The sequence below is a fragment of the Calyptranema fuscum S582 genome, from assembly GCF_055793305.1.
Genome location: NZ_JBSLYH010000079.1, coordinates 1 through 22,499, shown reverse-complemented (window position 1 = coordinate 22,499; position 22,499 = coordinate 1). Strand labels below are relative to the sequence as shown.

The 22,499-nt window shown below is 48.5% G+C and carries 20 protein-coding genes; 9 read left to right on the top strand and 11 right to left on the bottom strand.

Features of this window, described 5'->3' with window-relative positions; translation table 11 throughout:
* A partial coding sequence (locus ACR6Z4_RS30135) for a TniQ family protein (RefSeq protein WP_479721051.1) occupies positions 1–1,696 on the top strand: 1,696 nt, incomplete at its 5' end.
* A gap of 532 nt (positions 1,697–2,228) precedes the next feature.
* Here ACR6Z4_RS30135 and dnaN read toward each other — a convergent pair.
* Complete coding sequence (dnaN, locus tag ACR6Z4_RS30130; protein ID WP_479721055.1) at positions 2,229–3,407, bottom strand: DNA polymerase III subunit beta; 1,179 nt, start codon at positions 3,405–3,407, stop codon at positions 2,229–2,231.
* 659 nt (positions 3,408–4,066) lie between these two features.
* Between dnaN and ACR6Z4_RS30125 the strand changes: the two genes are divergently transcribed.
* The gene (locus ACR6Z4_RS30125; protein WP_479721050.1) at positions 4,067–4,636 is read left to right on the top strand and encodes a DUF2721 domain-containing protein; all 570 of its coding nucleotides are present in this window, start codon (positions 4,067–4,069) and stop codon (positions 4,634–4,636) included.
* On the opposite strand, the gene ACR6Z4_RS30120 is transcribed toward ACR6Z4_RS30125, so the two are convergent.
* Entirely contained in the window at positions 4,633–5,556 is a 924-nt protein-coding gene (locus tag ACR6Z4_RS30120; protein WP_479721049.1) for a histone deacetylase family protein, read from the bottom strand. The two genes, ACR6Z4_RS30125 and ACR6Z4_RS30120, sit on opposite strands and share 4 nt — an antisense overlap.
* 172 nt (positions 5,557–5,728) lie before the next feature.
* Between ACR6Z4_RS30120 and ACR6Z4_RS30115 the strand changes: the two genes are divergently transcribed.
* The gene (locus tag ACR6Z4_RS30115) at positions 5,729–6,178 is read left to right on the top strand and encodes an SRPBCC family protein (protein WP_479721048.1); all 450 of its coding nucleotides are present in this window, start codon (positions 5,729–5,731) and stop codon (positions 6,176–6,178) included.
* Here the strand turns inward: ACR6Z4_RS30115 and ACR6Z4_RS30110 are convergent.
* Complete coding sequence (locus ACR6Z4_RS30110; RefSeq protein ID WP_479721047.1) at positions 6,175–6,711, bottom strand: hypothetical protein; 537 nt, start codon at positions 6,709–6,711, stop codon at positions 6,175–6,177. The two genes, ACR6Z4_RS30115 and ACR6Z4_RS30110, sit on opposite strands and share 4 nt — an antisense overlap.
* Before the next feature lie 586 nt (positions 6,712–7,297).
* Between ACR6Z4_RS30110 and queF the strand changes: the two genes are divergently transcribed.
* The 3 genes from queF (at position 7,298) to ACR6Z4_RS30095 (ending at position 10,219) form a co-directional block, all read left to right on the top strand.
* Positions 7,298–7,636, top strand: coding sequence for a preQ(1) synthase (gene queF / locus ACR6Z4_RS30105; RefSeq protein ID WP_479721054.1), 339 nt, complete (start codon positions 7,298–7,300; stop codon positions 7,634–7,636).
* Positions 7,637–7,928: 292 nt separating this feature from the next.
* Positions 7,929–9,656 (top strand): ABC transporter substrate-binding protein, encoded by a 1,728-nt coding sequence (locus ACR6Z4_RS30100; protein ID WP_479721053.1) that lies wholly within the window; start codon positions 7,929–7,931, stop codon positions 9,654–9,656.
* Positions 9,617–10,219, top strand: a complete 603-nt coding sequence (locus ACR6Z4_RS30095) for an NUDIX hydrolase (RefSeq protein WP_479721046.1) — start codon at positions 9,617–9,619, stop codon at positions 10,217–10,219. Before ACR6Z4_RS30100 ends, ACR6Z4_RS30095 begins: the two co-directional genes overlap by 40 nt.
* A gap of 132 nt (positions 10,220–10,351) precedes the next feature.
* Here ACR6Z4_RS30095 and ACR6Z4_RS30090 read toward each other — a convergent pair whose 3' ends face one another.
* The 3 genes from ACR6Z4_RS30090 to ACR6Z4_RS30080 all read right to left on the bottom strand — a co-directional run bounded on the left by ACR6Z4_RS30090 (position 10,352) and on the right by ACR6Z4_RS30080 (position 14,582).
* Positions 10,352–11,872, bottom strand: coding sequence for a serine/threonine protein kinase (locus ACR6Z4_RS30090; RefSeq protein ID WP_479721045.1), 1,521 nt, complete (start codon positions 11,870–11,872; stop codon positions 10,352–10,354).
* A 576-nt stretch (positions 11,873–12,448) separates the two neighbouring features.
* Positions 12,449–13,198 carry an ABC transporter ATP-binding protein gene (locus tag ACR6Z4_RS30085; RefSeq protein ID WP_479721052.1) on the bottom strand — a complete coding sequence of 250 codons (750 nt, stop codon included), beginning with the start codon at positions 13,196–13,198 and terminating at the stop codon, positions 12,449–12,451.
* Between the two features lie 70 nt (positions 13,199–13,268).
* Positions 13,269–14,582, bottom strand: a complete 1,314-nt coding sequence (locus ACR6Z4_RS30080) for a branched-chain amino acid ABC transporter permease (RefSeq protein ID WP_479721044.1) — start codon at positions 14,580–14,582, stop codon at positions 13,269–13,271.
* A 93-nt stretch (positions 14,583–14,675) separates the two neighbouring features.
* Between ACR6Z4_RS30080 and ACR6Z4_RS30075 the strand changes: the two genes are divergently transcribed.
* Complete coding sequence (locus tag ACR6Z4_RS30075) at positions 14,676–16,265, top strand: glucose-6-phosphate isomerase (protein WP_479721043.1); 1,590 nt, start codon at positions 14,676–14,678, stop codon at positions 16,263–16,265.
* Positions 16,266–16,291: 26 nt separating this feature from the next.
* On the top strand, positions 16,292–17,140 hold the full coding sequence (gene fghA, locus ACR6Z4_RS30070; RefSeq protein WP_479721042.1) for an S-formylglutathione hydrolase: 849 nt from the start codon (positions 16,292–16,294) through the stop codon (positions 17,138–17,140).
* A 231-nt stretch (positions 17,141–17,371) separates the two neighbouring features.
* Here the strand turns inward: fghA and ACR6Z4_RS30065 are convergent, their stop codons facing one another.
* The 3 genes from ACR6Z4_RS30065 to ACR6Z4_RS30055 are packed head-to-tail and all read right to left on the bottom strand — an operon-like array spanning position 17,372 to position 18,589.
* Positions 17,372–17,989 carry a hypothetical protein gene (locus ACR6Z4_RS30065; protein WP_479721041.1) on the bottom strand — a complete coding sequence of 206 codons (618 nt, stop codon included), beginning with the start codon at positions 17,987–17,989 and terminating at the stop codon, positions 17,372–17,374.
* A 40-nt stretch (positions 17,990–18,029) separates the two neighbouring features.
* Entirely contained in the window at positions 18,030–18,278 is a 249-nt protein-coding gene (locus ACR6Z4_RS30060; RefSeq protein WP_479721040.1) for a YgiT-type zinc finger protein, read from the bottom strand.
* Positions 18,278–18,589 (bottom strand): DUF4258 domain-containing protein, encoded by a 312-nt coding sequence (locus ACR6Z4_RS30055; protein WP_479721039.1) that lies wholly within the window; start codon positions 18,587–18,589, stop codon positions 18,278–18,280. The genes ACR6Z4_RS30060 and ACR6Z4_RS30055 overlap by 1 nt, the downstream gene beginning before the upstream one ends.
* A 503-nt stretch (positions 18,590–19,092) precedes the next feature.
* On the opposite strand from ACR6Z4_RS30055, the gene ACR6Z4_RS30050 reads away from it, so the two are divergent.
* Complete coding sequence (locus tag ACR6Z4_RS30050) at positions 19,093–20,142, top strand: mannose-1-phosphate guanylyltransferase (RefSeq protein ID WP_479721038.1); 1,050 nt, start codon at positions 19,093–19,095, stop codon at positions 20,140–20,142.
* A 63-nt stretch (positions 20,143–20,205) separates the two neighbouring features.
* Here the strand turns inward: ACR6Z4_RS30050 and ACR6Z4_RS30045 are convergent, their stop codons facing one another.
* Together ACR6Z4_RS30045 and ACR6Z4_RS30040 are read right to left on the bottom strand one after the other, a co-directional pair.
* Positions 20,206–21,513 carry an FMN-binding glutamate synthase family protein gene (locus ACR6Z4_RS30045; RefSeq protein WP_479721037.1) on the bottom strand — a complete coding sequence of 436 codons (1,308 nt, stop codon included), beginning with the start codon at positions 21,511–21,513 and terminating at the stop codon, positions 20,206–20,208.
* 266 nt (positions 21,514–21,779) lie between these two features.
* A partial coding sequence (locus tag ACR6Z4_RS30040) for a GltB/FmdC/FwdC-like GXGXG domain-containing protein (protein ID WP_479721036.1) occupies positions 21,780–22,499 on the bottom strand: 720 nt, incomplete at its 5' end.

Below are 22,499 nucleotides of genomic sequence, written 5' to 3'. Positions count from 1 at the left end.
AACTAAGATGTGTGTTCCCCTGATTGAGAGAAACTCCAATGAAAAACCAAGCATGTCATTTGGATCTAGGGCAAGTAGAGCATTCAATGGAACAGGTTCTATTGCCCTAAAGACAGTCAATATTATACAAACTCTCACTGCACGAAGTGATCTATCTTCTTTAACATTGTTACCATTTGCTCAGGCTATTCCATCAGTAGGAGTATTTCGTCTAGTTGAAGCTTGGTGCCCTATCTGTCTCTCAGAATGGCGAGACGCAGATCACGAAATCTATACACCGCTGCTGTGGACATTTACAGACATCAAGGTTTGTCTACAGCACTCATGCCTTCTACACGAGAAGTGCCAGCATTGCGGTAAGTCTTGGAACTTACTTGGGTGGCGTTCGCGCCCTGGTTACTGCTCGAGATGTACCCAATGGTTAGGACAAGCTAATTCAATTGAATTAGAGAGCGATGCTTTCTATTCTGAAGCAGATCAATCGTTTAATAATTGGGCGGCAACTCATATAGGTAAGTTACTAGCTTCGTCTCAAGAAATTACTTCTTCTTGCACACAAGAGAAAATTATCAGCTCTCTCACTCAATGCATTGATGTTTTAACTGAAGGCAATAGAAATGCTTTTTCACGACTTGTGAATAAAAATCCAGATGTAATTACAAAATGGCATTTAGGAATTAAAGCACCTTCACTTAGAGCCATTATGGAAATATGCCATCATTTGAATTTATCCTTATTGGATTTTTTAATAGGAAACTTGAGCGAAAGCTTAATTAAAGCTTCAATCAAATTTAGCTTTAAAGCAAATTCGATTGAAGAAAATCCCTCATGTGAGGAAGAGAAAGTAGAGTGTAAAAAAAACCTGGTATCAGACAGTACTGCCAGTCATAACCAAAATATAAATTCCCCACGAAAAGTTACCTTTAAGGCAACAACAGAAGAGAAGGTATCAGTTCAATCAAAGCTTGAAGCAGTTCTTCTAAACAGAGAATTTAAATCTGTGAGAAAAATAGCAGACGAACTCAGGATGGGGCGGAGAACTCTTTACAGACATTTTCCTGATCTATGCAATCAGATCGATGAATATTATTTCGAACAAAAAGAACAGCAGAAAATTGAAAAAGAACAGCAGAAAATATTAGATATTAGAAGCAGATTTGAACAACTAATTTATAAAAATGATTATCCACCAGATGAACGTGAAGCTGCCAGAATTCTGCACACTTCTCCAGAAACATTACGTAGAATAGCACCGGATCTATGTAATGTCGTTGCTACTCGTCGTGCTGAACATCGTGGCTTTTCCAAAGAAGAAAGACATACAAAAATAAAAACTTTGTTAGAATCCGCTTTAGATAGTCAAGACGAACCCCCATCATCTCTTGCAGAGATTGCTAGGTTAAATGGCTACAATCCTTATAGTTTTTGGATGGTAGATAAAGAGCTATGTAAAAGTATTTCTTTACGCTATCTTACTTACCAAAAGAAAATTAAACAGCAGAGGCTTAACCAAGCTTGTGAAGAGATAGAAGCTATAGCAACTAAGTTGCACAAAGATGGAATATATCCTTCCAAACAAAGAGTCAGCAAATTTCTTAGTATCCCTTCTGGACATTTTCGAGAGCCTGAAGTTATGGATGCTTGGAGAAGTACTTTAAGGAACTTAGGCTACGAGAATGTTAATGCTACTGAATAACCTTCCAATTTAATGGATAGATATACTTAACTAACTGTCTACTTAAAATCCAATAAAAGAATTATTTCTGTTTCAACTAATTCTAAATTGTTCTCCAAGATACTTGATACCTGATGCTGTCAACTATATGAGCTTTCGGACGGAGTTAGCAGCAAAGTCTTTTCATTAAGAAAAATAAAGATAGGGGCAACTATGCCTAAAGAAGCTCGGATTGTAGCCTTAGATCGGGCTAGTAAGCTTTCCTACTTATACACCAATCAGCAGATCTGCTTATTTTTAATGGAAGTCGGATTACTGACCTTAATTCTTCAGGGTCAGCAATCCAGAAATTTATCAAATCTGCTTATATATAAATTCTGCTTATTCCTCCACAGTGAGTTAGGATGCCTTAGAACAATCTGTCTACCATATTGGAGGCAAATAAGCAAGTCTTAAAGCATTGGAAGCATAACTTTTCCGAACTGGATTAGAAGCATAAGGGTTCCGTAACGGAAAAGTTATCGTTCACCCGACAACTTCACCCCTACGAGTTTTAGCTTCTTACCTGCACCGGCATCACCAGGTAGGTCATCTTCATGCCTCCCAGAGGCGTCACGATCGAGGGGCTGGTGGCAGTATTGCACTGCATCTGTATCTCGGTCGTCGTGAAGACTTTCAAGCCTTCCAGGAGGTATTTAACATTAAAGGCGATTTCCAGACTATCGCCCGAAATTTGAGCGGGCAACGACTCCCGTCCACTGCCAACATCTTGAGCATCAACCGAGAGAACCAATTCCTGACTAGCGCTATCAAGACTGAGTTTGACAATGCTGTTGCGTTGATCGGCTAAAACCGCAATCCGCTCTAAGCCGCTGATTAGCAGGCGACGTTCGACCGTCATCTGGCGAGAAAATTGGCGTGGAATCAGTTGCCGATAGTTGGGATATTGTCCTTCCAGCAAACGACTGGTGAGACGTTGGTTTGCCCATTCAAAAATCAACTGCCCCTGGTCAAAGCGAACCGCAACTGAGTCAGAGTGTTGCTGTTGCAACATGCGTTCTAATTCCCTTAAGGCTTTGCCCGGAACGGTGACATCAAATCCAGCGATCGCCGTTTCGTCTTTGTTCGTAGTTGCTTTACGGGTTGAGGGTTTGTCAGTGTCTTCGGCGATCGCATTGGGCGTTTCCACCACAGCCAAACGATGCCCATCCGTTGCCGCAAATTCCAAATTATCGGGTTCAACCGTCAGATGGACACCCGTTAAAACTTGCTTGGTTTCATCGGTACTGGCAGAAAACAAAGACCCCCGTAAGCCTTCACTCAGGGCTTCGACGGGTAAATGGGTCACCCCTTCGCCTTCGATCGTTGGCAGTTCAGGATATTCATCTGCACTCATGCCCCGCATTTGATAGCGTCCGGTAATGCATGTCAGGGTGACAAGAGATTCTCCGGATTCATCGTCCAGCGTAATCTCCCCCTCTGGCAATCGCGCAATGATGTCGCATAGCAGTTTTGCGGGCAGTGTAATCGTGCCGCCCTCTTCAACCTGAGCCGGAAAGCTAGTTTGCACCCCCAGACTCAAATCAAATCCTGTCAGTCTGATGATTTGAGTCGTGGCATCCGCATTTAACAAAATATTGGCTAGTACAGGATGGCTGGGACGGGACGGAACTGCACGACTGACGAGCGAAAGGTGCGTATTCAGTTCGTTTTGATTGCAGGTGAGTTTCATGACGAGAGCAATGACCGGGGTTAAGTGAACTGGCTGGATAACACTGAAACGTAGGAGCTGACGGAGGGCTAAAACCGATGCGTTTAAAATCGATCGGCGTTTGGCGATGAGAGTAACCTTGGTCAATTTTGGCTTGGAACGAGATCGTAACACCCTTCCAGTCCAGGTTCAATTTTTGTTCTGAACCGACTCGTTTGTTTTGTTCGGACTCTAGTTCTGTCTTTTTTAAAAATTTAAAGATCTATTAGTAGTAGGGCTTGTGGAAAATGTGGAAAAAGTCGTGGGATCGCTAGGTAACAAGGATCTAAATCTCTATTTGCCTGTGGAAAACTTGGGGAAAAGGGGATAACTTACCCACAGATCATATGTACTCAAGGGTTTTTTCCACTTTTATCCCCACTTTTTCCACCCTTTCTCCCAACGTTTTCCACAGGTAAAAGGGAGTTTTCCACAGAAAATTGGTTTGCTGAAAACAGATCGGCGATAGATCTTTTACAAAAATTTAATTTCCGAGATCTGGATCAGAGAGAAGGTTGTGGCGATCGCTTAATACGATTGTACTATTAAAAGAATCGTGTTAAGTTGCTTTTGCAGGGCACCGAAACCCACAAGATTTCCACATCGGGTCATTCATTAAATAAGACAAATAGGACTACGATATGACGATTGAGCAGACAAGCCAGTTGCTTCAGCTGATTCTCAACTCGGTGTTGATGATGCTTGCCTGTGTCGGGCTGCTCAGTGTACTACTGATGCGACATATCGCCTCGGTCGAGGGGTTGCGCACCCTGAATCGTGAATATCTGGCATTGTTAACGAATCCTGTGATCTTTAAAAGCGATCGCCTGACGCACCTGAAACATATTGTGCAATTGCGTAAACGGCGTCACCGAGCCGCCCACAACGGCATTGTGGTGATCTTTTATGCGCTGCTGTTGTTTACAGTTAGCACTTTTGGCTTGGCGTTGCGCACCCTGATTGCCTGGGATGGGTTGATTCAACTAGCGCTCAATCTCTTTATTGCAGGGTTGGCGATGTTGCTGTTAGGGGTTGGGTTGGCAGTGCTAGATTTTCAACGGTCGAAGCGATCGCTCTGGGACGAATTCAGTGGTGCGTTTAGTATTCCTGCTGAGCGATTGCCTGCCGACAAACCGAGACCCGGCATCACTCCCATCCAGATTCCCCGGCACCTGCCACCTGCCGGAGGTAAGGTCAGTTCGATGCGTTAAACGCGATTGATGAAAAGCCGAAAAATTTCGCTGGCAGCGCGATGCACAAGAGAATGGCGGTAGACCAGAGCATTGAAATCATCGGCATAGCCACCCCCAATCACGCAGGCAACCGGATAGCCTCCTGCAACACAGGTACCCAACACTTGCATCTCTCGGCGAAATAAGCCGCTGTCGGTGAGTCCTAGTTTCCCCAGGCGATCGCCCACATGAGGGTCAACCCCAGCGTCGTATAACACCAGATCGGGTTGAACCTGGGTCAGGAGATCCGGGAGATAGTGTGCCAGGGTTTGCAGATAGGCATCGTCTTCCATGCCTTGTGGTAAGGCGACATCCAAATCGCTCTGTTGCTTGGTGCCGGGAAAATTGACGTCGCAATGCATCGAAAAGGTGAAGACGCTGGCATCGTTTTGAAAAATTAAGGCTGTGCCATCACCCTGATGAACATCGAGATCGACAATCAAAATTTTGCTTGCCAATCCTAAAGTCTGAACCACACGAGCGGCGATCGCCAGATCGTTAAAAATACAAAACCCTGATCCGTAATCCGGAAAGGCATGATGCGTTCCGCCTGCCGTGTTACAGGCTAACCCATGGTCTAACGCCAGACGTGCAGTGAGAATGGTGCCACCTACGGCAATGCAGGTGCGATTGACCAATGCCGGACTCCAGGGCAACCCAATTCGACGTTGGGCTTTCGGGTCCAGGGTGCCGGTGCAGTATTGTTGAATATAGTCGGCGCTATGAACCAACGCTAACCAATCGGTGTCAGGCAAGTCTGGCATAAAAAATTGGTGGGGATGGGCAACGCCGTCTGCTAACAACCGTTCATACAGTTGGCTAAATTTCCCCATTGGAAAGCGATGCCCCGCAGGCAACGGTGCGACATAACCGGGATGATAGACGAGGGGCAGATCCATTGTGAGCGGTTAATTTTTAGGGTAGGGGTATTCATGTAATGATTTTTTGTGGCGCGGGCGTCGCTCGCGCCACAAAAAATCATTACATTTCTAGGACTACCATTTTTAGCCATGCGCGGTTGGCTGTTCCAGCTTTCTCCTGTTTCTCTGCTGCTGAATCGGACGTTGAACCATGATGCACTTTCGCCACTCCAGCCTGATCGATGCTCCAGTTGAAGAGGTCTGGAGATTCCATGAGCGACCGGATATTTTGCAAATTTTGACGCCTCCTTGGCAACCTGTCCAGGTGATTCGGCGGGAAGGAGGGTTAGGTGTGGGGGCTGAGACGGAATTTCGGCTGTGGTTGGGCCCCGTGCCGATGACGTGGCTGGCTCGGCATGTAGATTGTGAGCCATTCCGTCTATTTGTCGATGACCAGGTAGAGGGACCGTTTGCCAGCTGGCAGCATCAACACCAATTTGCTGACGAAAATGGTAAAACTCGCCTGACCGATGCGATCGCCTTTTCGTTGCCAGGGGGTGGGATAACGGAGTGTTTAGGAGGTTGGGTCGTTTTGGCTCAGCTCGATAGCCTATTTCGCTATCGGCACACGGTGACGCAACGAGAATGCTATCGTCATTAACGCTTAGTCAATAACGGGCGAACAATCAAAAAGCCAGCCCCAAACGCAGTGATGATAATGGCAACGACTACCAGAGTCATCCAGACGCTGCTTAAATCTTTGGGTGGTTTGCGATCGCTACTGGGGCGAGAAGAAATTTCGGCTTGTTCCGTAAATAGCTCATCTGAAAAGCGATCGCTGTTGATATCGTTGGGCGATGGAGCTGAGGGTGGAAAAGGGCGATCGCCAAACTGACCCCCCCGAATTTGCTGGGCAACGCTGGTTGCCTCGACCTGGGCTGGGGTTGGCGCAGCCGCAGGTGTATGGGGATGTAAAACGTGTTGAAGTTTCACGGCATGTTGCACCAACCCTTCGATTTCCTGGCGAAGAAATTGGTTATCTTGCTGCAATTGCTGATTTTGAGTATTGACCGACTCCAGCATAGTTTTGGTTGCTTGTAGCTCTGCTGCCAACTCTCGATAAATCGAGATAGGTACCGATGGCGCGTAGTTTCCAGCCGATGGCGTTTGTTTAGAAACTGTAGGATTTGGCATAGATGGAGTGGATGGAGACTTCATTAGGTTGCGTCTTTCTAAAAGAACTCACTCAATTCAATCAGCAATGCAACCGATAATAGCACTGCTGACCGATATGGAAATATGCATCAGGATAATTGATTTAGGGTGATTTGACAGACATTTATTAAAAAGTTTTTTGTAGAAATGGTTGAACAATGCGTGAGTTTAGCGGTGAAAATCGGCAGAAATTTGCACGTTTATAGCGCTGTGCAGGTTGATTCAGTACGGTGCTGTGGGGCGCTCCGCGCCCCACAGCACCGTTTCTGCATTTAACGAACTTGCACACCGCTACATTCGGTTGACATGCGATGGTGTTGGGCAGGTGAAAAAGTTGAGCGGTTAGCAACCGTTCGATCGTCAAACCTGTCGGGACAATGGCAAGATCATGTCTCAAGGCATTTTTTTAGACGTGTGGCTTGAGTAAACCCGCAGATTTGTTCCTCATTCCCCCTTTATGACCATGCAACTGATCCAACCTGACGTCTCTGAGACTGAAATTCCGACCGAATCGACTCCGCCAGATACAAAATATGGCGAACGTCTGATTACTGAAGGACAGCTGATGACCTTCCCAAATCCTCGGATTGGGCGGCGCTACACCATTCATGTAACCTTGCCAGAATTTACGTGCAAATGTCCCTTTTCCGGTTACCCCGACTTTGCGACGATCGCGATCCACTACGTGCCCGATCAAACGGTCGTGGAGTTAAAAACGCTCAAACTCTATATCAATAGCTATCGCGATCGCTACATTTCTCACGAAGAATCGGTCAACCAAATTTTGGATGATTTTGTGGCTGCCTGTGATCCACTAGAAGTCACGGTAAACGGTGATTTCACTCCGCGAGGCAACGTCCACACCGTCATTGAAGTGAGCCATCAAAAAGCCAGCGATGGTTAAGATCACCGATCAATCTTTTTGAGAGAGCGACGGCGGAGCCGTCGCTCTCTCAACGATCTTTGGGAGAGCCTTGGGATTGGGGCAGTATCCGTTTTGCAATGATGGATGCCCGATGGATGCCCGGTGAGACGGATGCCCCCACAAAATTCTGTGGCTGAAATACCGTGTCAGAAGACGAGGACTGCTATATAGTCAAAGTCTAAAGTCCAATGTCTCAAACTTGGGTAGGAAAGTCGTGCGGTTTTCAATAACGGTTTTGCAGCGGTGGTTTGCATGGGTCTTGACGGTAGTGATGGCGATCGCCATCAGTGGTTGTAGCCTCGATCAATTCAAAATGCAGGTGGCACAGGTGCCTCGCGTCGTGGTGAGTGACCTCAGTGACCCCAAAACCTTTAACCCCATTGCCAGCGAAGATTCGAACAGTGCCTTTGGGTTAATTTTTGAAGGACTGATCACAGAGAATGGTGAAACAGGAGAATTGGAACCAGCATTAGCCGAATCGTGGGAGATTTCTGACGATCAGCAAAGTATTATTTTTACCTTGCAAAATGATCTGAAATGGTCGGATGGCGAACCTTTTACCGTAGACGACATCCTGTTTACCTACAACGAACTGTATTTCAACGAAAAAATTCCCAGTAGCGAACAAGACATTTTACGGGTTGGTGAACAAGGCGCGTTTCCCAAAGTGACGAAACTGGATGAACGTCGAGTCGAATTTCGATCGCCCGAACCCTTTGCACCGTTGCTGCGCTTTGCGGGTGGCATGACCATCCTGCCCAAACATAAATTGCAAGAGGCGTTGCAAAAAACAAATTCGGCGGGTGAACCTGCGTTTATGTCTACCTGGGGAACTGATTCACCCCTGGATCAGATTGTTGGCACAGGTCCTTATATGCTGTCGAGTTATACGCCCAGCCAGCGCATTGTGCTAGAACGCAATCCCTACTATTGGCGCAAAGATGACCTGGGCAATCCGCAACCCTATATTCAGCAATATGTCATCGAAATTGTCGAATCAACGGATGCCTCGTTGACGCAATTTCGATCGGGTGGGTTGGATGTGATTGGCATTAGCCCCGACTATTTCAGTCTGATCAAACGTGAGGAAGAACGCGGTAATTTCACCATTTATAACGGTGGACCGACCCTGTCTACGACCTTTCTTACCTTCAACCTCAACACGGGTAAGCGCAACGGCACACCGTTAGTAAATCCGATCAAATCTCGTTGGTTTAACTCTTTAGAATTTCGTCAGGCGATCGCCCATGCCATCGATCGCCAGACCATGATCAACAATATTTATCAGGGTTTAGGGGTTCCTCAAAACTCGCCTATCTATATCCAGAGTCCCTATTACCTTCCCCCTGAAAAGGGCTTGCCCACCTATAGTTATGATCTCGACCAAGCTAAAAAACTGTTGCAACAGGCTGGCTTCCGCTATGACGAGAGCGGACAATTGCTTGATGCTGACGGCAATCGGGTTCGTTTTACCTTAATTACCAATGCCGAAAATAAAATACGGGTGGCGCTTGGCTCTCAAATCAAACAAGACTTGGGTAAATTAGGGATTCAGGTCGATTTCCAACCGATCGCCTTCAATACCCTGGTCGATAAACTATCCAATAGCCTTGACTGGGAAGCCCATATTTTGGGCTTTGGCGGTGCCGGAGTCGAACCCGATGGCGGTCGCAACGTGTGGGCACCCGATGGTCGGCTACATGCCTTTAACCAAACCCCTGACCCCAGCCAAGACCCCGTTACGGGGCAAACCTTTGCCGATTGGGAAACAGAAATTGGCAAACTGTACATTCAGGGGGGGCAACAGTTAGATGACGAGAAACGCAAAGAAATTTATGCCCAGGTGCAAAAACTAGCGCAAGCTCATGTGCCGTTTATTTATCTCGTCAATCCCCTATCGCTCTCTGCGGTACGCGATCGCATTGAAGGGGTAAAGTACTCGGCTCTGGGGGGTGCGTTGTGGAATATTCACGAACTCAAGCTAGTCGAAAACGAGTAAAAACAATCTGCGATCGCACGATACCCATGACGATAGACCCGATTATTTTTAATGCAAAGTGGCTGGTGATTCGAGAAAGCAGCCGAGGTTTTCAATATCTAGAACGCAAGGGCAAAGATTCGGTGGCTGTTTTTCTGGTGAGACAGAACACGACTCAATCAGGGCAATATGAGGTCTTGATTCGGCAACAACCGCTGTGTATTGACAATGATGATATTGATGGCACGTTGCAATTGTTTCCTTGCCCTATTACAGGTGCGATCGAGGTCGGGGAAGCGCCAGATGTTGCGGCTGTGCGCGAAGTTTACGAAGAAGCTGGGTACAAAACTTCAGTGCGATCGCTGGGTCACTATATTGTGGGCACACAGACCAATGAAATCTGTTATTTGTATTATGCCGACGTGACAGATGTCGTGCCGGATGAAGCGTTACAAGATGGCAGCTATTTTGAATCGATTAGCCGTAATGAGTGGCACCCATTCGATTACCTGAAATCCTGCGATTATTCGGCATGTCAAATCGGATATTTCAAATTGCAAGCGATCCTCTTCTCATCCACCTAACCCGATATGGCGGTTTAAGTACGGAAACGGTGTTGTGGGGCGCTCCGCGCCCCATAACACCGGACGGGATCACGGTTGGAGTGAGAGAGTCGCGCTCCGCGCGGCTCTCTCACTTCAATGAATAATTATCGATCAGGCATTGGAGCTGCTGTATAGCGCTTCTAGCTTCATCTCAATTTGGGGTTTTAGCCTGTCTAACTCTGCTTTGAGCTGAGATTTGCTTAAGTTGAATTGCGAAACATCGGGAGCCATTTGAGCCATCGTCGCCCAGTCCAGCAATAGCTTTTGCTGTGCCTGAACGATGCTAATCTTCTGCACACCTACACATTTCTTGGGTTCTTCTTTCGCAAAAAACAGCAGCCGATATTCTCCCGATTGCCCCAATAACCGAGTCATTTGCTGACCCTGAAAATTCTTTAAGTCAAGATAGCAAGGCAGCCAGCGAGAGCCATGTTGCTGGTTGTACAGCACCGTCAGCCACAAAATCGTGGGGTGGGGTGCCGGTAAAAACAGAAAGTGATTGTAACGAGTACACACCAACCGTTTTTCTAACTCGTCTCGTTTCAGCATTACCCAAAGGGTTGCCAGCATTTCCTTCGTCGTTCTAAAGGGGCTGGGGAAAACGATTTCGGCAATGGGTTTGGTGCTGGGCCATGAGGCAAATCGGCAAATGTCATCGGGAGAAAGTACCGACGGTTTGACCGGATCGTCGGTAATCGGAATCTTGCGTAACCGTTTTTCAATGTCCTTCCCTAACTTCCAACCCCTTCCATACCGTTGTTCTAGGGGTTCGAGTGCCTTGATAATTTCGTCAACGGTCTGAGGGCGATTGTCGGGCGACTTTTCCAGACAACTCAAGATTAAGTTTTGCAACACCAGCGGCACTTGAATACTGATGTTGGAGTCTTCAAACCTACGCGGGATCTGATGATGATGCGCTTTGTACCAACCCCCAAAGGTATGCGTATCGGCATGAATGGGCATTCTCCCTGTAAGCATCTGAAACATCATCACACCCATGCTGTAGATGTCAGATCGACCATCTAGTTCATGACCTTCCATCTGTTCGGGAGAGGAATACGCCAGCGTTCCCATAAAACAGTTAGTCTGGTCGTTATCCGATTGCAACATCTTGGCAATCCCAAAATCCAGGATTTTTGCCAGTTCGCCAAAGCTGAGGTCTTCGGTGATGAGGATATTGCTGGGTTTGATGTCACGATGCACAATGGGGCAGACTTCGCCATCGATCGTAATCCCCTGATGCGCACACTGTAACCCCAAACAAATCTGCCGGGTCAGGTGAAGAAATCGACCTAACGTCAGGGGTTCCTGGTTGACAATGACACTGAGGTTATCACCCTGCAAATATTCCATGACGTAGTAGGGAATCTCGTCTTCCGCCACGCCATAGTCGGTCACCCGCACAATGTGAATGCTGCGTTGGCTCAACAGCGCACATGTCATGGCTTCTCGTTCAAAGCGATCGCGCATTCGTTGGGTCAAGAGTGTCTGCGCTAAAAACTTAACGGCGACAGAAACCCCGCCGAGCAAGACATCTTTAGCACCATAAACCCGTCCCATCGCACCCTGACCGAGCAATTCGCCCAGTTCATAGCGATTGGATAATACACGACCAATATTAGGGTCTGTCATCTGATTAGCTCCCTAAATGGTTGGTTAGCTTAGGACCCCAATCGTTGGTGTTCTAGCCCATAGGGTTCTATCGGATAAGTCGAATGCAGGAGGGTAGCCATAACCTGAGTCAATTGAAAAATCACTGGTGAACCCCTACGTGTAAGATTAAAGCTTTGGTAAAGATGGCAACTGGATTTATCCAGTTCGCTTTATAGAAGGTATTATGACTAATCTTTTATGGTATCTGCCAAGTTGTGATTTAGGCACCAGTAGAGCAACACAGATAACGTCATCGATTCAAGAATGTTTGCCTTGATTTTTGCAAGGGGACGTTGATGCTGTTGCAAAAATAAACCGGCGATGAAAAAGTAACGTTTTATTTCGGTGATGCGAGTCAATAGGACTCTTGTATCTAGTTTTACCCAGATTTGAGTAAAACTTGGCATCTATCGATATCATTTGGCAACTTTATTCAATCCACGACCTCCATTGCCATGCCCAACGGCGTGAAATTGAAGGTGTGGTGAGAGAGCCGCGTGAAACGCGGCTCTCTCACCACACCCGTTATCTCATCAGACATAAGGCGCTCTATTGTTACTTGCCCAGATACGCTTCTAGAACGTGGGTATTGGTTTGCACTTCCGCCGGTGTCCCCGTTGCCAGATTGCGACCTTCCGCTAACACCCAAACGCGATCGCACAACGTCATAATCACATCCATGTTGTGTTCGATGATCAGAAAGGTCATGCCCTGGCGATTCCAGTTCAAGATATGTTCGCAAATCTGGTTAATCAGGGTGGGGTTGACCCCGGCGGCGGGTTCGTCCAGCAAAATTAATTTGGGATTGACCATCAACGCACGGGCAATTTCCAGGAGCTTCCGCTGTCCACCGGATAGTGCCCCGGCATAGTCGTGTGCCATGTGAGCTAAGCCCACAGATTCTAAAATGTCCCAGGCGCGATCGCGGTGTTGTTTTTCTTCCTTCAACACTTGCCAGGGACGCAGCCAGACATTCCAAAAGTTCTCACCCGTCTGGTGTTGGGTTGCCAGCAACATATTTTCTAGCACCGAGAGTTTAGACAGCACACGGGCAACTTGAAAAGTGCGAATTAACCCCTGTTGCGCCACTTGATGGGGCAATAAATCCTGGATGGGTTCCCCGTCAAACAGCACGTCTCCACTATCAATCTGGATGAAACTCGACAGCAGATTAAACAGCGTCGTTTTTCCCGCCCCATTGGGACCAATCAAGCCTGTAATGCTGCCCTGGGGAACCTGAATAGACGCGTTATCGACGGCCCGGATGCCGCCAAAACTTTTGCACACGCGGTTAGCCGTCAGCAGGGCAGGTAGGTCATTGTGAGGACTACGGTTTGAGGCTGGCGTTGAGAAAGTGCTGGAATCGCTCGTTATATCACCGTCCAAGGCTCAATTCCTCCTGCTTACCCAAAATCCCTTGCGGACGCCAACGCATCAGCCCGATCAAGATTAACCCGATGACCATAATCCGAAATGATCCCAGGCTGGCGTCATCCAACGGCACAATATCTTTGAGAATAAACCGAGTAATGCTGTCGTAGCCCCAAAAAATTGTGGCTCCCAACAAGGTGCCAACATTGCTGCCTGCTCCCCCTAAGACAATAATCGTCCAGGCGTTGAACGTAATCAACGGGAAAAAATTATCGGGATAGACAATGGTCAGTTGCCACGCGTAAAGTGCGCCCGCAATCCCGGCGCAAAAGCCGCCCAGCATCAGCGATTGCAACTTATACCAAAACACATTTTTACCCAGAGCTTTGGCGATTTCTTCATCTTCGCGAATGGCTTTGAGGACTCTGCCCCAGGGCGATCGCACAAGTTTTTCTAAGCCCCAATAGACTAACGCCACAGTTAACACCGACACCCACATCAGTCCGGTTTTACTGGGATTGTTGTCATAGTGATATAGCGCTGCACTGGCATATCCAAAGGCACACAGTCCGATCGCAGCACAGACCAGCGTAAAGATCAGGCTCAAGCCCTTTGCCCAATCAGAAATTCGCGCTGAGAAGACTTTTCCGAGCCAGATATAAAATCCACAGGTCAGGGCGATCGCTCCCAGCAACATCAGCCCCAATCCCCAGGGTGGAATTGTATTGGCAAGTTTGAGTTGCTTGGCAGTAATGCCGACGCCCGCGAGTACCAGGGAGAGGGAGCCGAGATAAATCAGTGCCGCACTCGATCGGGTCAACAACGCCTGACTAGAGATGCCCTTGACACTCAGTCGCAGCCATTGCCAGAGTTGTCGGTAGGCTAAGCCCACGATCGTCGTCAACACCGCAATCATGCCGATGCGGAGGAGGAGATTGGGGTTGAAGGTTGCTAAGGGCAACGGAAAGCGTTGCAAGCCCAACGTCCCCCGTGTCAGCCATTGCTCATTCACTGCGACTAATCGGATCAGTTCTGAAATGCCAATGGTGACGATCGCCAAATAATCGGTTCGCAGTCGCAAGGTGGATAAGCCAATTAATAGTCCCAACAGAGCCGCGAGCGCCCCACCTGCCAGCGCCGCGATCGCCAGGGGCACCCCTGCCATACTCAGCAATACTGTTGTGTAGGCACCGACCGTCATAAAGGCGACGTGCCCGAAGTTGAGTAAACCCGTAAACCCCCACTGAAGATTCAGCCCCAACGAAAACACGGCATAAATTGCCGTAAAAATCACAATTGAGATGATGAAGCTTTCCATACTGGGGACGGGTGTGTTAAGAGGAATTGTTTTAGATTGTAATGGTCAGTCGGTAAACTGTGATTGGTCAATGCGATAGGTTGAAAATTTTCTATGGATGCCTCTGCACTCTGGCAACGTTACCAAGACTGGCTTTATTATCATGAGGGGCTCGGATTTTATTTGGATGTCAGCCGAATGCGGTTTGACGAAGCTTTTGTCAAGGAAATGCAGCCGAAGTTTGAACAGGCATTTCAACAAATGACGGCATTAGAAGCAGGGGCGATCGCCAACCCGGATGAAAACCGGATGGTGGGGCACTACTGGCTGCGTGACCCAGATCTGGCTCCGAATGCTGAACTGAAGCACGATATTGTCAGTACGTTAGAGCAAATTCACAGTTTCACCCAGAAAGTGCATACGGGGGTGATTACACCGCCTCAGGGGGGCAAGTTTACCGATGTGTTGTCGATTGGAATTGGCGGCTCGGCGTTAGGACCGCAGTTTGTCGCAGAAGCGTTGAGTGCGGTTAACCCACCGATGGCGATTCACTTTATCGACAATAGTGATCCCACCGGCATCGATCGGACGTTAGCGACCTTGAAAAGTCGCCTGACCACAACTCTGGTCATCACCATTTCTAAATCGGGGGGCACGCCCGAAGCTCGCAATGGCATGTTAGAAGTGCAAAGTGCCTTTAAGCAGAACGGATTGGATTTTGCCAAACATGCGATCGCGGTGACGAGCTACGGCAGTCGCTTAGACCAACAAGCCAAAGCAGAAGGCTGGTTGGAGGTCTTCCCGATGCATGACTGGGTGGGAGGTCGAACGTCGGAATTATCAGCCGTTGGCTTATTACCAGCAGCTTTGCAGGGTGTTGACATCGATGCCATGTTGGCTGGAGCAAAGGCAATGGATGTGGCTACTCGTGTCCCCAATCTCCAAGGCAATCCAGCCGCCCTGCTGGCATTGAGCTGGTATGCCTCGGGGCAGGGTAAGGGCGAAAAAGATATGGTGGTGTTGCCCTATAAAGATAGCTTGCTGCTGTTTTCGCGCTACCTGCAACAACTGGTGATGGAGTCGTTGGGCAAAGAAAAAGATCTGGACGGCAACACGGTCTATCAGGGCATTGCCGTGTATGGCAACAAAGGCTCAACCGACCAGCACGCCTATGTGCAGCAGTTGCGGGAAGGGGTGCCCAATTTCTTTCTCACGTTTATTGAAGTGTTGAGCGATCGCCAGGGACCTTCGATCGAAGTGGAACCGGGTGTGACTTCGGGGGATTATTTGTCGGGCTTGCTCCAGGGCACTCGACAGGCGCTGTATGAAAACCATCGCGATTCCATTACCATCACCATTCCTACCGTCGATTCGCAAGCCGTCGGGGCGTTGATTGCGTTATACGAACGAGCGGTCGGTTTCTATGCCTTTTTGGTCAACATCAATGCCTATCACCAACCGGGGGTGGAAGCGGGGAAGAAAGCCGCTGCTGCTGTTTTAGATTTACAACGCCAGGTGGTTCAGGTCTTAAAAGCCGCAGGCAAACCGCTATCGTTAAGTGAACTGGCAACCACTGCCGGTGCGCCCGACCAGATTGAGACGATTTACAAAATTGTCCGCCATCTTCATGCCAACCAGCGGGGGGTCGTCATTACGGGCGACTTTAGCCACCCCATGAAGTTGGCGATCGCTGCTCAAGACTGATCTCGCCGTTTTAGAAGCTCTCAACCATGTCTGAATCTCTAACACTCAACGCCCAACACACGTGTTTTGGGGGACAGTTGAGCTTTTATAGCCACTATTCTCAAGCCTGCAAGCTGGAGATGCGGTTTTCGGTGTATCTGCCCCCCCAAGCCAGCCAAACGCCTCTGCCGGTGTTGTATTTTCTGTCGGGCTTAACCTGCACCGAAGAAAACTTTATGGTCAAAGCCGGAGCGCAACGGCTGGCAGCAGACTATGGGCTGATTTTGGTTGCGCCCGATACCAGTCCTCGTCATGCCGGTATTCCAGGGGAAGAGGATAGCTGGGATTTTGGTACGGGTGCAGGGTTTTATGTGGATGCAACCGTGGCACCCTGGAGCCAGCACTACCAGATGTATAGCTATGTGGTGGATGAGTTGCCCCAGGCGATCGCTGCCAACTTCCCGGTTCAACCGAAGGCTCAGGGCATTTTTGGGCATTCGATGGGCGGACATGGTGCCTTAGTCTGTGCGCTGCGGAATAGCGATCGCTATCGGTCGGTTTCAGCCTTTGCGGCGATCGCGGCTCCGATGCAGTGTCCCTGGGGGCAAAAAGCCTTCACCCATTACCTGGGACCCGATCAGTCGTTGTGGCGTGCCTATGATGCCAGCGAATTGGTGCTGACTTCGGACTTTAACCAACCGATCTTGATTGATCAGGGAACGGCTGACCCGTTTTTACAACAGCAGTTATTACCTCAAGTCTTTGAGCAAGCCTGCGCTAAAGCGGGGAAGTCGTTGATATTGCGAATGCAACCGGGCTATGACCACAGTTACTACTTTATTTCTACATTTATTGCAGACCACATGCGGCATCATGCTAAGGCACTATGTTCTTAGTCTTGCTTGTTACCCGTAAGGTTGGGAAATGGGGGTATGGGGGCACCGCCCCCATACCCCTGATGTTCTAACTAGATTGCGTAGAACTCCACTCGGTGTGGAATCCTTCTGCATGATCTGTTCCAGCAGTCGAGGGTTGAGTAGGGCAAGGGTTGTGTGAGTCTCCGCGCTCCGCGCGGAGACTCGTAATCTTGGGTTGATTTGGACAACAGCGTTGCTCAAGTGCCTGTGTCATGGTGCAATTTCAACCTTTAAATCTTGAGTTGCTAAATCGAATAGTCCGTTCAGCACGAAAAATAGTTTTTCTAAATCGGTGAGGGTATAACTCGCTAAATTTTTTGTGAAAATCTGATTGTGTAACCGTCCAAATTCCCATAGTTTGCCATCTGTAACAATGCCGTAAACAGGGCGGGAATGGGAATTGAGGCGATCTGCCGCAACGAGTTCAGCAAGGCACTGTCCCCAGCCTTGTTCAAAGTCATTACGCTTGGCTTCCACGATGAGTACAAGGGGGGATTCCAAAATCGTTTTACCCAAACTAGATTTTTGGGACAGCATATAGTCGGGTGCACCGCAGAGTGTTCCATCCACAGTGAATGATTTTTGTACCCAGAGTGCTGCTTTGTCGGCATAACGCTTATAAACCTCTCTGATGACTGGAAAGATCACCAATTCACATCGAGCGGCTTCGGAGGAAAAAGCATCCATTACCGTTAGGTTAAAGTCAAATTCATTCAGAAACAGAGCTGGAACGTCAATCCATAATTCCGGCACAACGTCTGCTTCTTGATAACGAATTTGAAATTCTTGCTGTACTTGTTCAAGACTTTTGTAATCACTAAATGCCATAAAACTTCTCCTCATCCAAAGACAATTTTTGCCTTCATACTCAAGAAGCTTTTGATTTAGGTTGATACGCAAATACGTCCACAGAAATTGATTTAATGGGTTGTGTCTCGGCATGCAGCATCACCCGAATCTGTTCGGTCGTCTCTCGACTAAAGCTCTCCTCGCCACAATGAGAACAGACTGTTGCAGGAATTTGCTCAACTAGATAAAAATTCCCATCGATCTGGAAAATTTCGCTGACTAATTCTTGATGAGACTCTTCTGAACTGCAAACATGGCATTTAAACATCATTTCCTCCTGGTTCTATAATCAATCCATTCATTTTCATCCGGTTCATACAGCGTAATAATTTTTGTGGTATCTGATTCTATTCGTGAAACCTGAATATGTAGAGCGCGATCGCCCTTCGTAAAACCCAGCAATAAAAAACTGGGGGAGTATTTATCATCTGGGTAATCCTCAATCACCTCTAAATTCTCAGCAACTTCGCGAAGTTCTTGTTCACTAATGTCACGCTCGATCGCTCTCTTAAAGGCATGGCGTGTAAATTCAAAGCTCCCTGCCTGTAACTGTTCTTGAATCGCTGCAAGGGCTTTCATATTACCCCTGATGCTCAACGGTATCGGGCATTTGTTGAATGATTTCCATTGTCTTTACGCTGACAGTGCAGACTCGCTGTAGCAGGTCGATGATGTGTTCTTTGGAGTCGGCAAACTTGTAGGTGTTGGACAGGTTGGCGATCGCTGCCGACGAGTTAATTTTTTGCCCTCCAGTCCTAAAAACGTAACGCTTCTATTCCGTTTGCAGATAGGATAATTACAAAATTAAAACCCACACTTTTTATGGGAGATTGCGGCTCCGCCGCAATCTCCCATAAAAAGTATTCAGTTATTTTTATGAGGATTTTAAGCTCTAAATAGATCGGAGGACGAATACGGGGCAAAATCATCCGATGGTCTGACCAGAGTTTAGCGGTGATTCATCTTCATTCACAAATCATGAAGATGCGATTAAGTCCTGTGTGCAACTGTCTGGAAGTCAAGAAAAACCCTGATAGGATGGGGGCGATTTGTAGAATATAGCCCCTAACGAGTAGGTAGACATGATCCCTGTAATTTTGGCAGGCGGTAAAGGAGAGCGGTTTTGGCCTCTGAGCCGTAAGGATAAACCCAAGCAATTTCTCAGCCTGGATGGCAGTGGCAAAAGTTTACTCCAGGCGACTGCCGATCGCCTCCTGGAAGCTTCAGGGGGGTGGCAAGGGTTATGGGTGATTACCGCATCGCATCTGGCAGAGGGTGTCAAGGAACAGTTGCCTGACTTGCCGCATGAAAATTTATTGGTTGAAGTGGAAGGGCGTGATACAGCTCCCGCTGTTGCCTGGACGACGCTAGAGATTGCCCAGCGGTGTGGTGAAGAGGCGGTGATTGGCTTTTTTCCTGCTGACCATTGGATTGGCGATGAAGCCGCGTTTCATCAAACCTTACGGGCTGCGGTGGAGTTAGCTAAAACCCAAAGGGCGATCGCCACATTGGGGATCGCACCCGCTTATGCCTCGACGGGATATGGCTATATTGAGCAGGGCGAACCAATCGGCGAGTTTGAGGGCCTGGTTGCCTATACCGTGACGCGCTTTACCGAAAAACCCGATCGCCCAACAGCTGAAGCATTTGTTGCCAGTGGTCAGTTTAGCTGGAACGCGGGGATGTTTATCTTCCAGGCAAAAACGGCACTAGAAGAACTGCGGCTCCATGCGCCCGATATCATCAAACCCCTGGAACAGCAGGGTCCCTCGGTTTATCCAGACTTACCCAAGCTCAGCATTGACTATGCTTTGATGGAAAAAACCCAGAAGGCATATGTTATTCCCGTGAATTTCAGTTGGGATGACCTGGGCGATTGGAATGCGATCGAACGCTTACTCAAAGAAGATGATCCCAATGTCGAACTGGCACGACATGTCGGCTTAGATACGCATGGGTCATTGTTGTATGCCACTGATGAAGATGACCTGATCGTCACCATTGGTTTAGAAGATACGGTGATTGTGCGCGACAAGAAAGTAACCTTGATTGTCAAAAAAGATCGGACGCAAGAAATCAAACAAGTGTTGAAACAATTGCAAGCCGATCCCCGTTTCCAAGATTTGCTTTAATGCGTTAGATCGAGGATTGGGCAGAGGAGTGTGGGGCGGCGAAGCCGCCCCACACTCCTCTGTCTATTGCCCCATAATGAAATCGGTGCCTGCCAACGGTACTTTTGCCATCGCCGATGCTTCTAAGGTCAGTGCCACCAAATCTTCTCGTTCTAAGTTGTGAACGTCGGATTTGCCGCAGGCACGCGCAATACTCTGAGCTTCCATCACCATTGCCTGGAGGTAATTGGCAACGTGGGTGGCAGCTTCTTCAATTGGCAGTCGTTTCATTAACGCCTCGTCTTGGGTCGTGATGCCGACGGGACATAGCCCCGTATGACAGTGGTGACAGTGATAGGGTTCGGTGCCAAGTGCATGATAATCCTCTAGATAAATAGGTTTGTTGCATCCCATCGCAATCAGGCTTGCTGTCCCAATGCTGACGGCATCTGCCCCCAGTGCTAATGCTTTGGCTACATCTGGCCCCGACCGAATGCCGCCCGACACCAGAAGTTGCACTTCGCCATACACCCCACTTTCCTTCAGGGCTTCGACGGCTTGCACAATCGCGGGTAAGGTTGGAATGCCCACATTTTCCTGGAAGATGCTCTGGGTCGCGGCGGTGCCGCCTTCCATCCCATCCAACACAATCACATCGGCTCCGGCTTTGATTGCCAGCTTGACATCATCTTTAACCCGTGTAGCCCCCATTTTGACGTAAATGGGAATTTCCCAATCGGTGGCTTCGCGCAGTTCTTCGATCTTAATTTTGAGGTCATCGGGTCCAATCCAATCCGGATGACGGCAGGGCGATCGCTGATCGACTCCTTCCGGTAACGTCCGCATTCCTGCCACGACTTGATTTACTTTTTGCCCCAGCAATAACCCACCGCCACCAGGTTTTGCCCCTTGACCGACGACAATTTCGATCGCATCTGCCCGTTTCACATCCGCTGGATTGAACCCATAACGCGACGGCAAACATTGATAGACCAGCTTTTTAGAGGCTTCCCGTTCGGCAGGCAACATCCCCCCATCCCCCGTTGTCGTCGAAGTGCCTAACCAGGTGGCTGCCTGTCCTAAGGCAATTTTGGCATGGCGGGATAGAGCACCAAAACTCATGCCCGCGATCGTAATAGGAATCTCTAACTCCATCGGGCGCTTAGCATAGCGCGTTCCCAAGAGTGTTTTGGTCGTGCATTTTTCTCGATAGCCTTCCAAGGGAAGACGGGTCAGCGATGCCGTGAGAAACACCAGATCATCCAATCGAGGTAAATTTCGCAGTGCGCCAAACCCCCGAATCATATATCGCCCCAACTCCGCCCGATCTTGAATCGCCTGAATGACTTCGGGTGTAAAGGTTTGGCTAGTACTTTGAATACGATGTTCCATAGTGGATAGCAGTAGGGAATAGGGATAGGGGAAAGCGATTTAACACTTGAAACGGAGAGCTTATACCAATTAAATATGAGGCTGCAATTTTTTGAGCAGGGGTGTGGGGGTGAAACCCCCACGAAGGGGGCAACGCCCCCTTCACCCCCCTCTTTCAATTCGGCGCATCTTCATATGAAAACGGTATTAGGAGTGGGAATTAAATAACGTTGATGATTTGTTGCAGGGGCGAACGGCTGTTCGCCCCTGCAAACGAGCCTTTTTCCTCAATAAGCATCTTTGAACTTATTGAAATCTTTGGCTGTGAAATGGTACAGCTCTTGAGCACAGATGACTTTTTTGAAATCGAAGGTTTTAGCAGCAATTCCCAGAGGGATCAGGTCTTGCTCAAGGCGTTGCCAGTCTGCCTCGGTCAGAGAATCGTAACGGGCATCGGCACCGAGAGAGCGGATGTCACCACCGACAAAAATCTCGCCGTCATACATGGAGTCGCCCAGGTTTTCTCCAGCATTGCCGCAAATGATCAGCCGTCCCTGTTGCATCATGAAGGCACTGCTATGCCCGACATTGCCTTGCACGATCACCGTTGCCCCTTTGAGCGAAATGGCAGCACGCGACCCGGCATTTCCTAAGATGGCGATGGTGCCCCCTCTGGCAGATGCGGCAGCGTTGGCAGAGGCATTGCCGTGGATGGTGATCTGCCCCGACATCAAATTTTCGCCCACCGACCAACCACAGGAACCATATATATCTAAACTAATGCGATCGCTCAATCCACCGCAGAAATAACCGACCGAACCCTGAACCCGGATTGCCATGGGTGAATCGATGCCGACTGCCAGGTTATGCCGTCCGGTTGGATGCAGCACATCAACCTGTTCAACTCCCTCTGCGGCAAGAGCTTTGAGAGTCTGATTGATTTCACGGGTGGTGAGTGAGGTGCAATCGATAACGGTTTGGGTGATAGGCGGAGTCGGCATGGGGAT

Coding starts and splice junctions, on each gene's coding strand:
- dnaN (WP_479721055.1), bottom strand. CDS start 3,407: ATGAAACTCACCTGCAATCAAAACGAACTGAATACGCACCTTTCGCTC.
- ACR6Z4_RS30125 (WP_479721050.1), top strand. CDS start 4,067: ATGACGATTGAGCAGACAAGCCAGTTGCTTCAGCTGATTCTCAACTCG.
- ACR6Z4_RS30045 (WP_479721037.1), bottom strand. CDS start 21,513: ATGGAACATCGTATTCAAAGTACTAGCCAAACCTTTACACCCGAAGTC.
- ACR6Z4_RS30050 (WP_479721038.1), top strand. CDS start 19,093: ATGATCCCTGTAATTTTGGCAGGCGGTAAAGGAGAGCGGTTTTGGCCT.
- ACR6Z4_RS30090 (WP_479721045.1), bottom strand. CDS start 11,872: ATGACAGACCCTAATATTGGTCGTGTATTATCCAATCGCTATGAACTG.
- ACR6Z4_RS30100 (WP_479721053.1), top strand. CDS start 7,929: ATGGCGATCGCCATCAGTGGTTGTAGCCTCGATCAATTCAAAATGCAG.
- ACR6Z4_RS30080 (WP_479721044.1), bottom strand. CDS start 14,582: ATGGAAAGCTTCATCATCTCAATTGTGATTTTTACGGCAATTTATGCC.
- ACR6Z4_RS30120 (WP_479721049.1), bottom strand. CDS start 5,556: ATGGATCTGCCCCTCGTCTATCATCCCGGTTATGTCGCACCGTTGCCT.
- ACR6Z4_RS30110 (WP_479721047.1), bottom strand. CDS start 6,711: ATGCCAAATCCTACAGTTTCTAAACAAACGCCATCGGCTGGAAACTAC.
- ACR6Z4_RS30075 (WP_479721043.1), top strand. CDS start 14,676: ATGGATGCCTCTGCACTCTGGCAACGTTACCAAGACTGGCTTTATTAT.
- fghA (WP_479721042.1), top strand. CDS start 16,292: ATGTCTGAATCTCTAACACTCAACGCCCAACACACGTGTTTTGGGGGA.
- ACR6Z4_RS30055 (WP_479721039.1), bottom strand. CDS start 18,589: ATGAAAGCCCTTGCAGCGATTCAAGAACAGTTACAGGCAGGGAGCTTT.
- queF (WP_479721054.1), top strand. CDS start 7,298: ATGACCTTCCCAAATCCTCGGATTGGGCGGCGCTACACCATTCATGTA.
- ACR6Z4_RS30115 (WP_479721048.1), top strand. CDS start 5,729: ATGATGCACTTTCGCCACTCCAGCCTGATCGATGCTCCAGTTGAAGAG.
- ACR6Z4_RS30060 (WP_479721040.1), bottom strand. CDS start 18,278: ATGTTTAAATGCCATGTTTGCAGTTCAGAAGAGTCTCATCAAGAATTA.
- ACR6Z4_RS30065 (WP_479721041.1), bottom strand. CDS start 17,989: ATGGCATTTAGTGATTACAAAAGTCTTGAACAAGTACAGCAAGAATTT.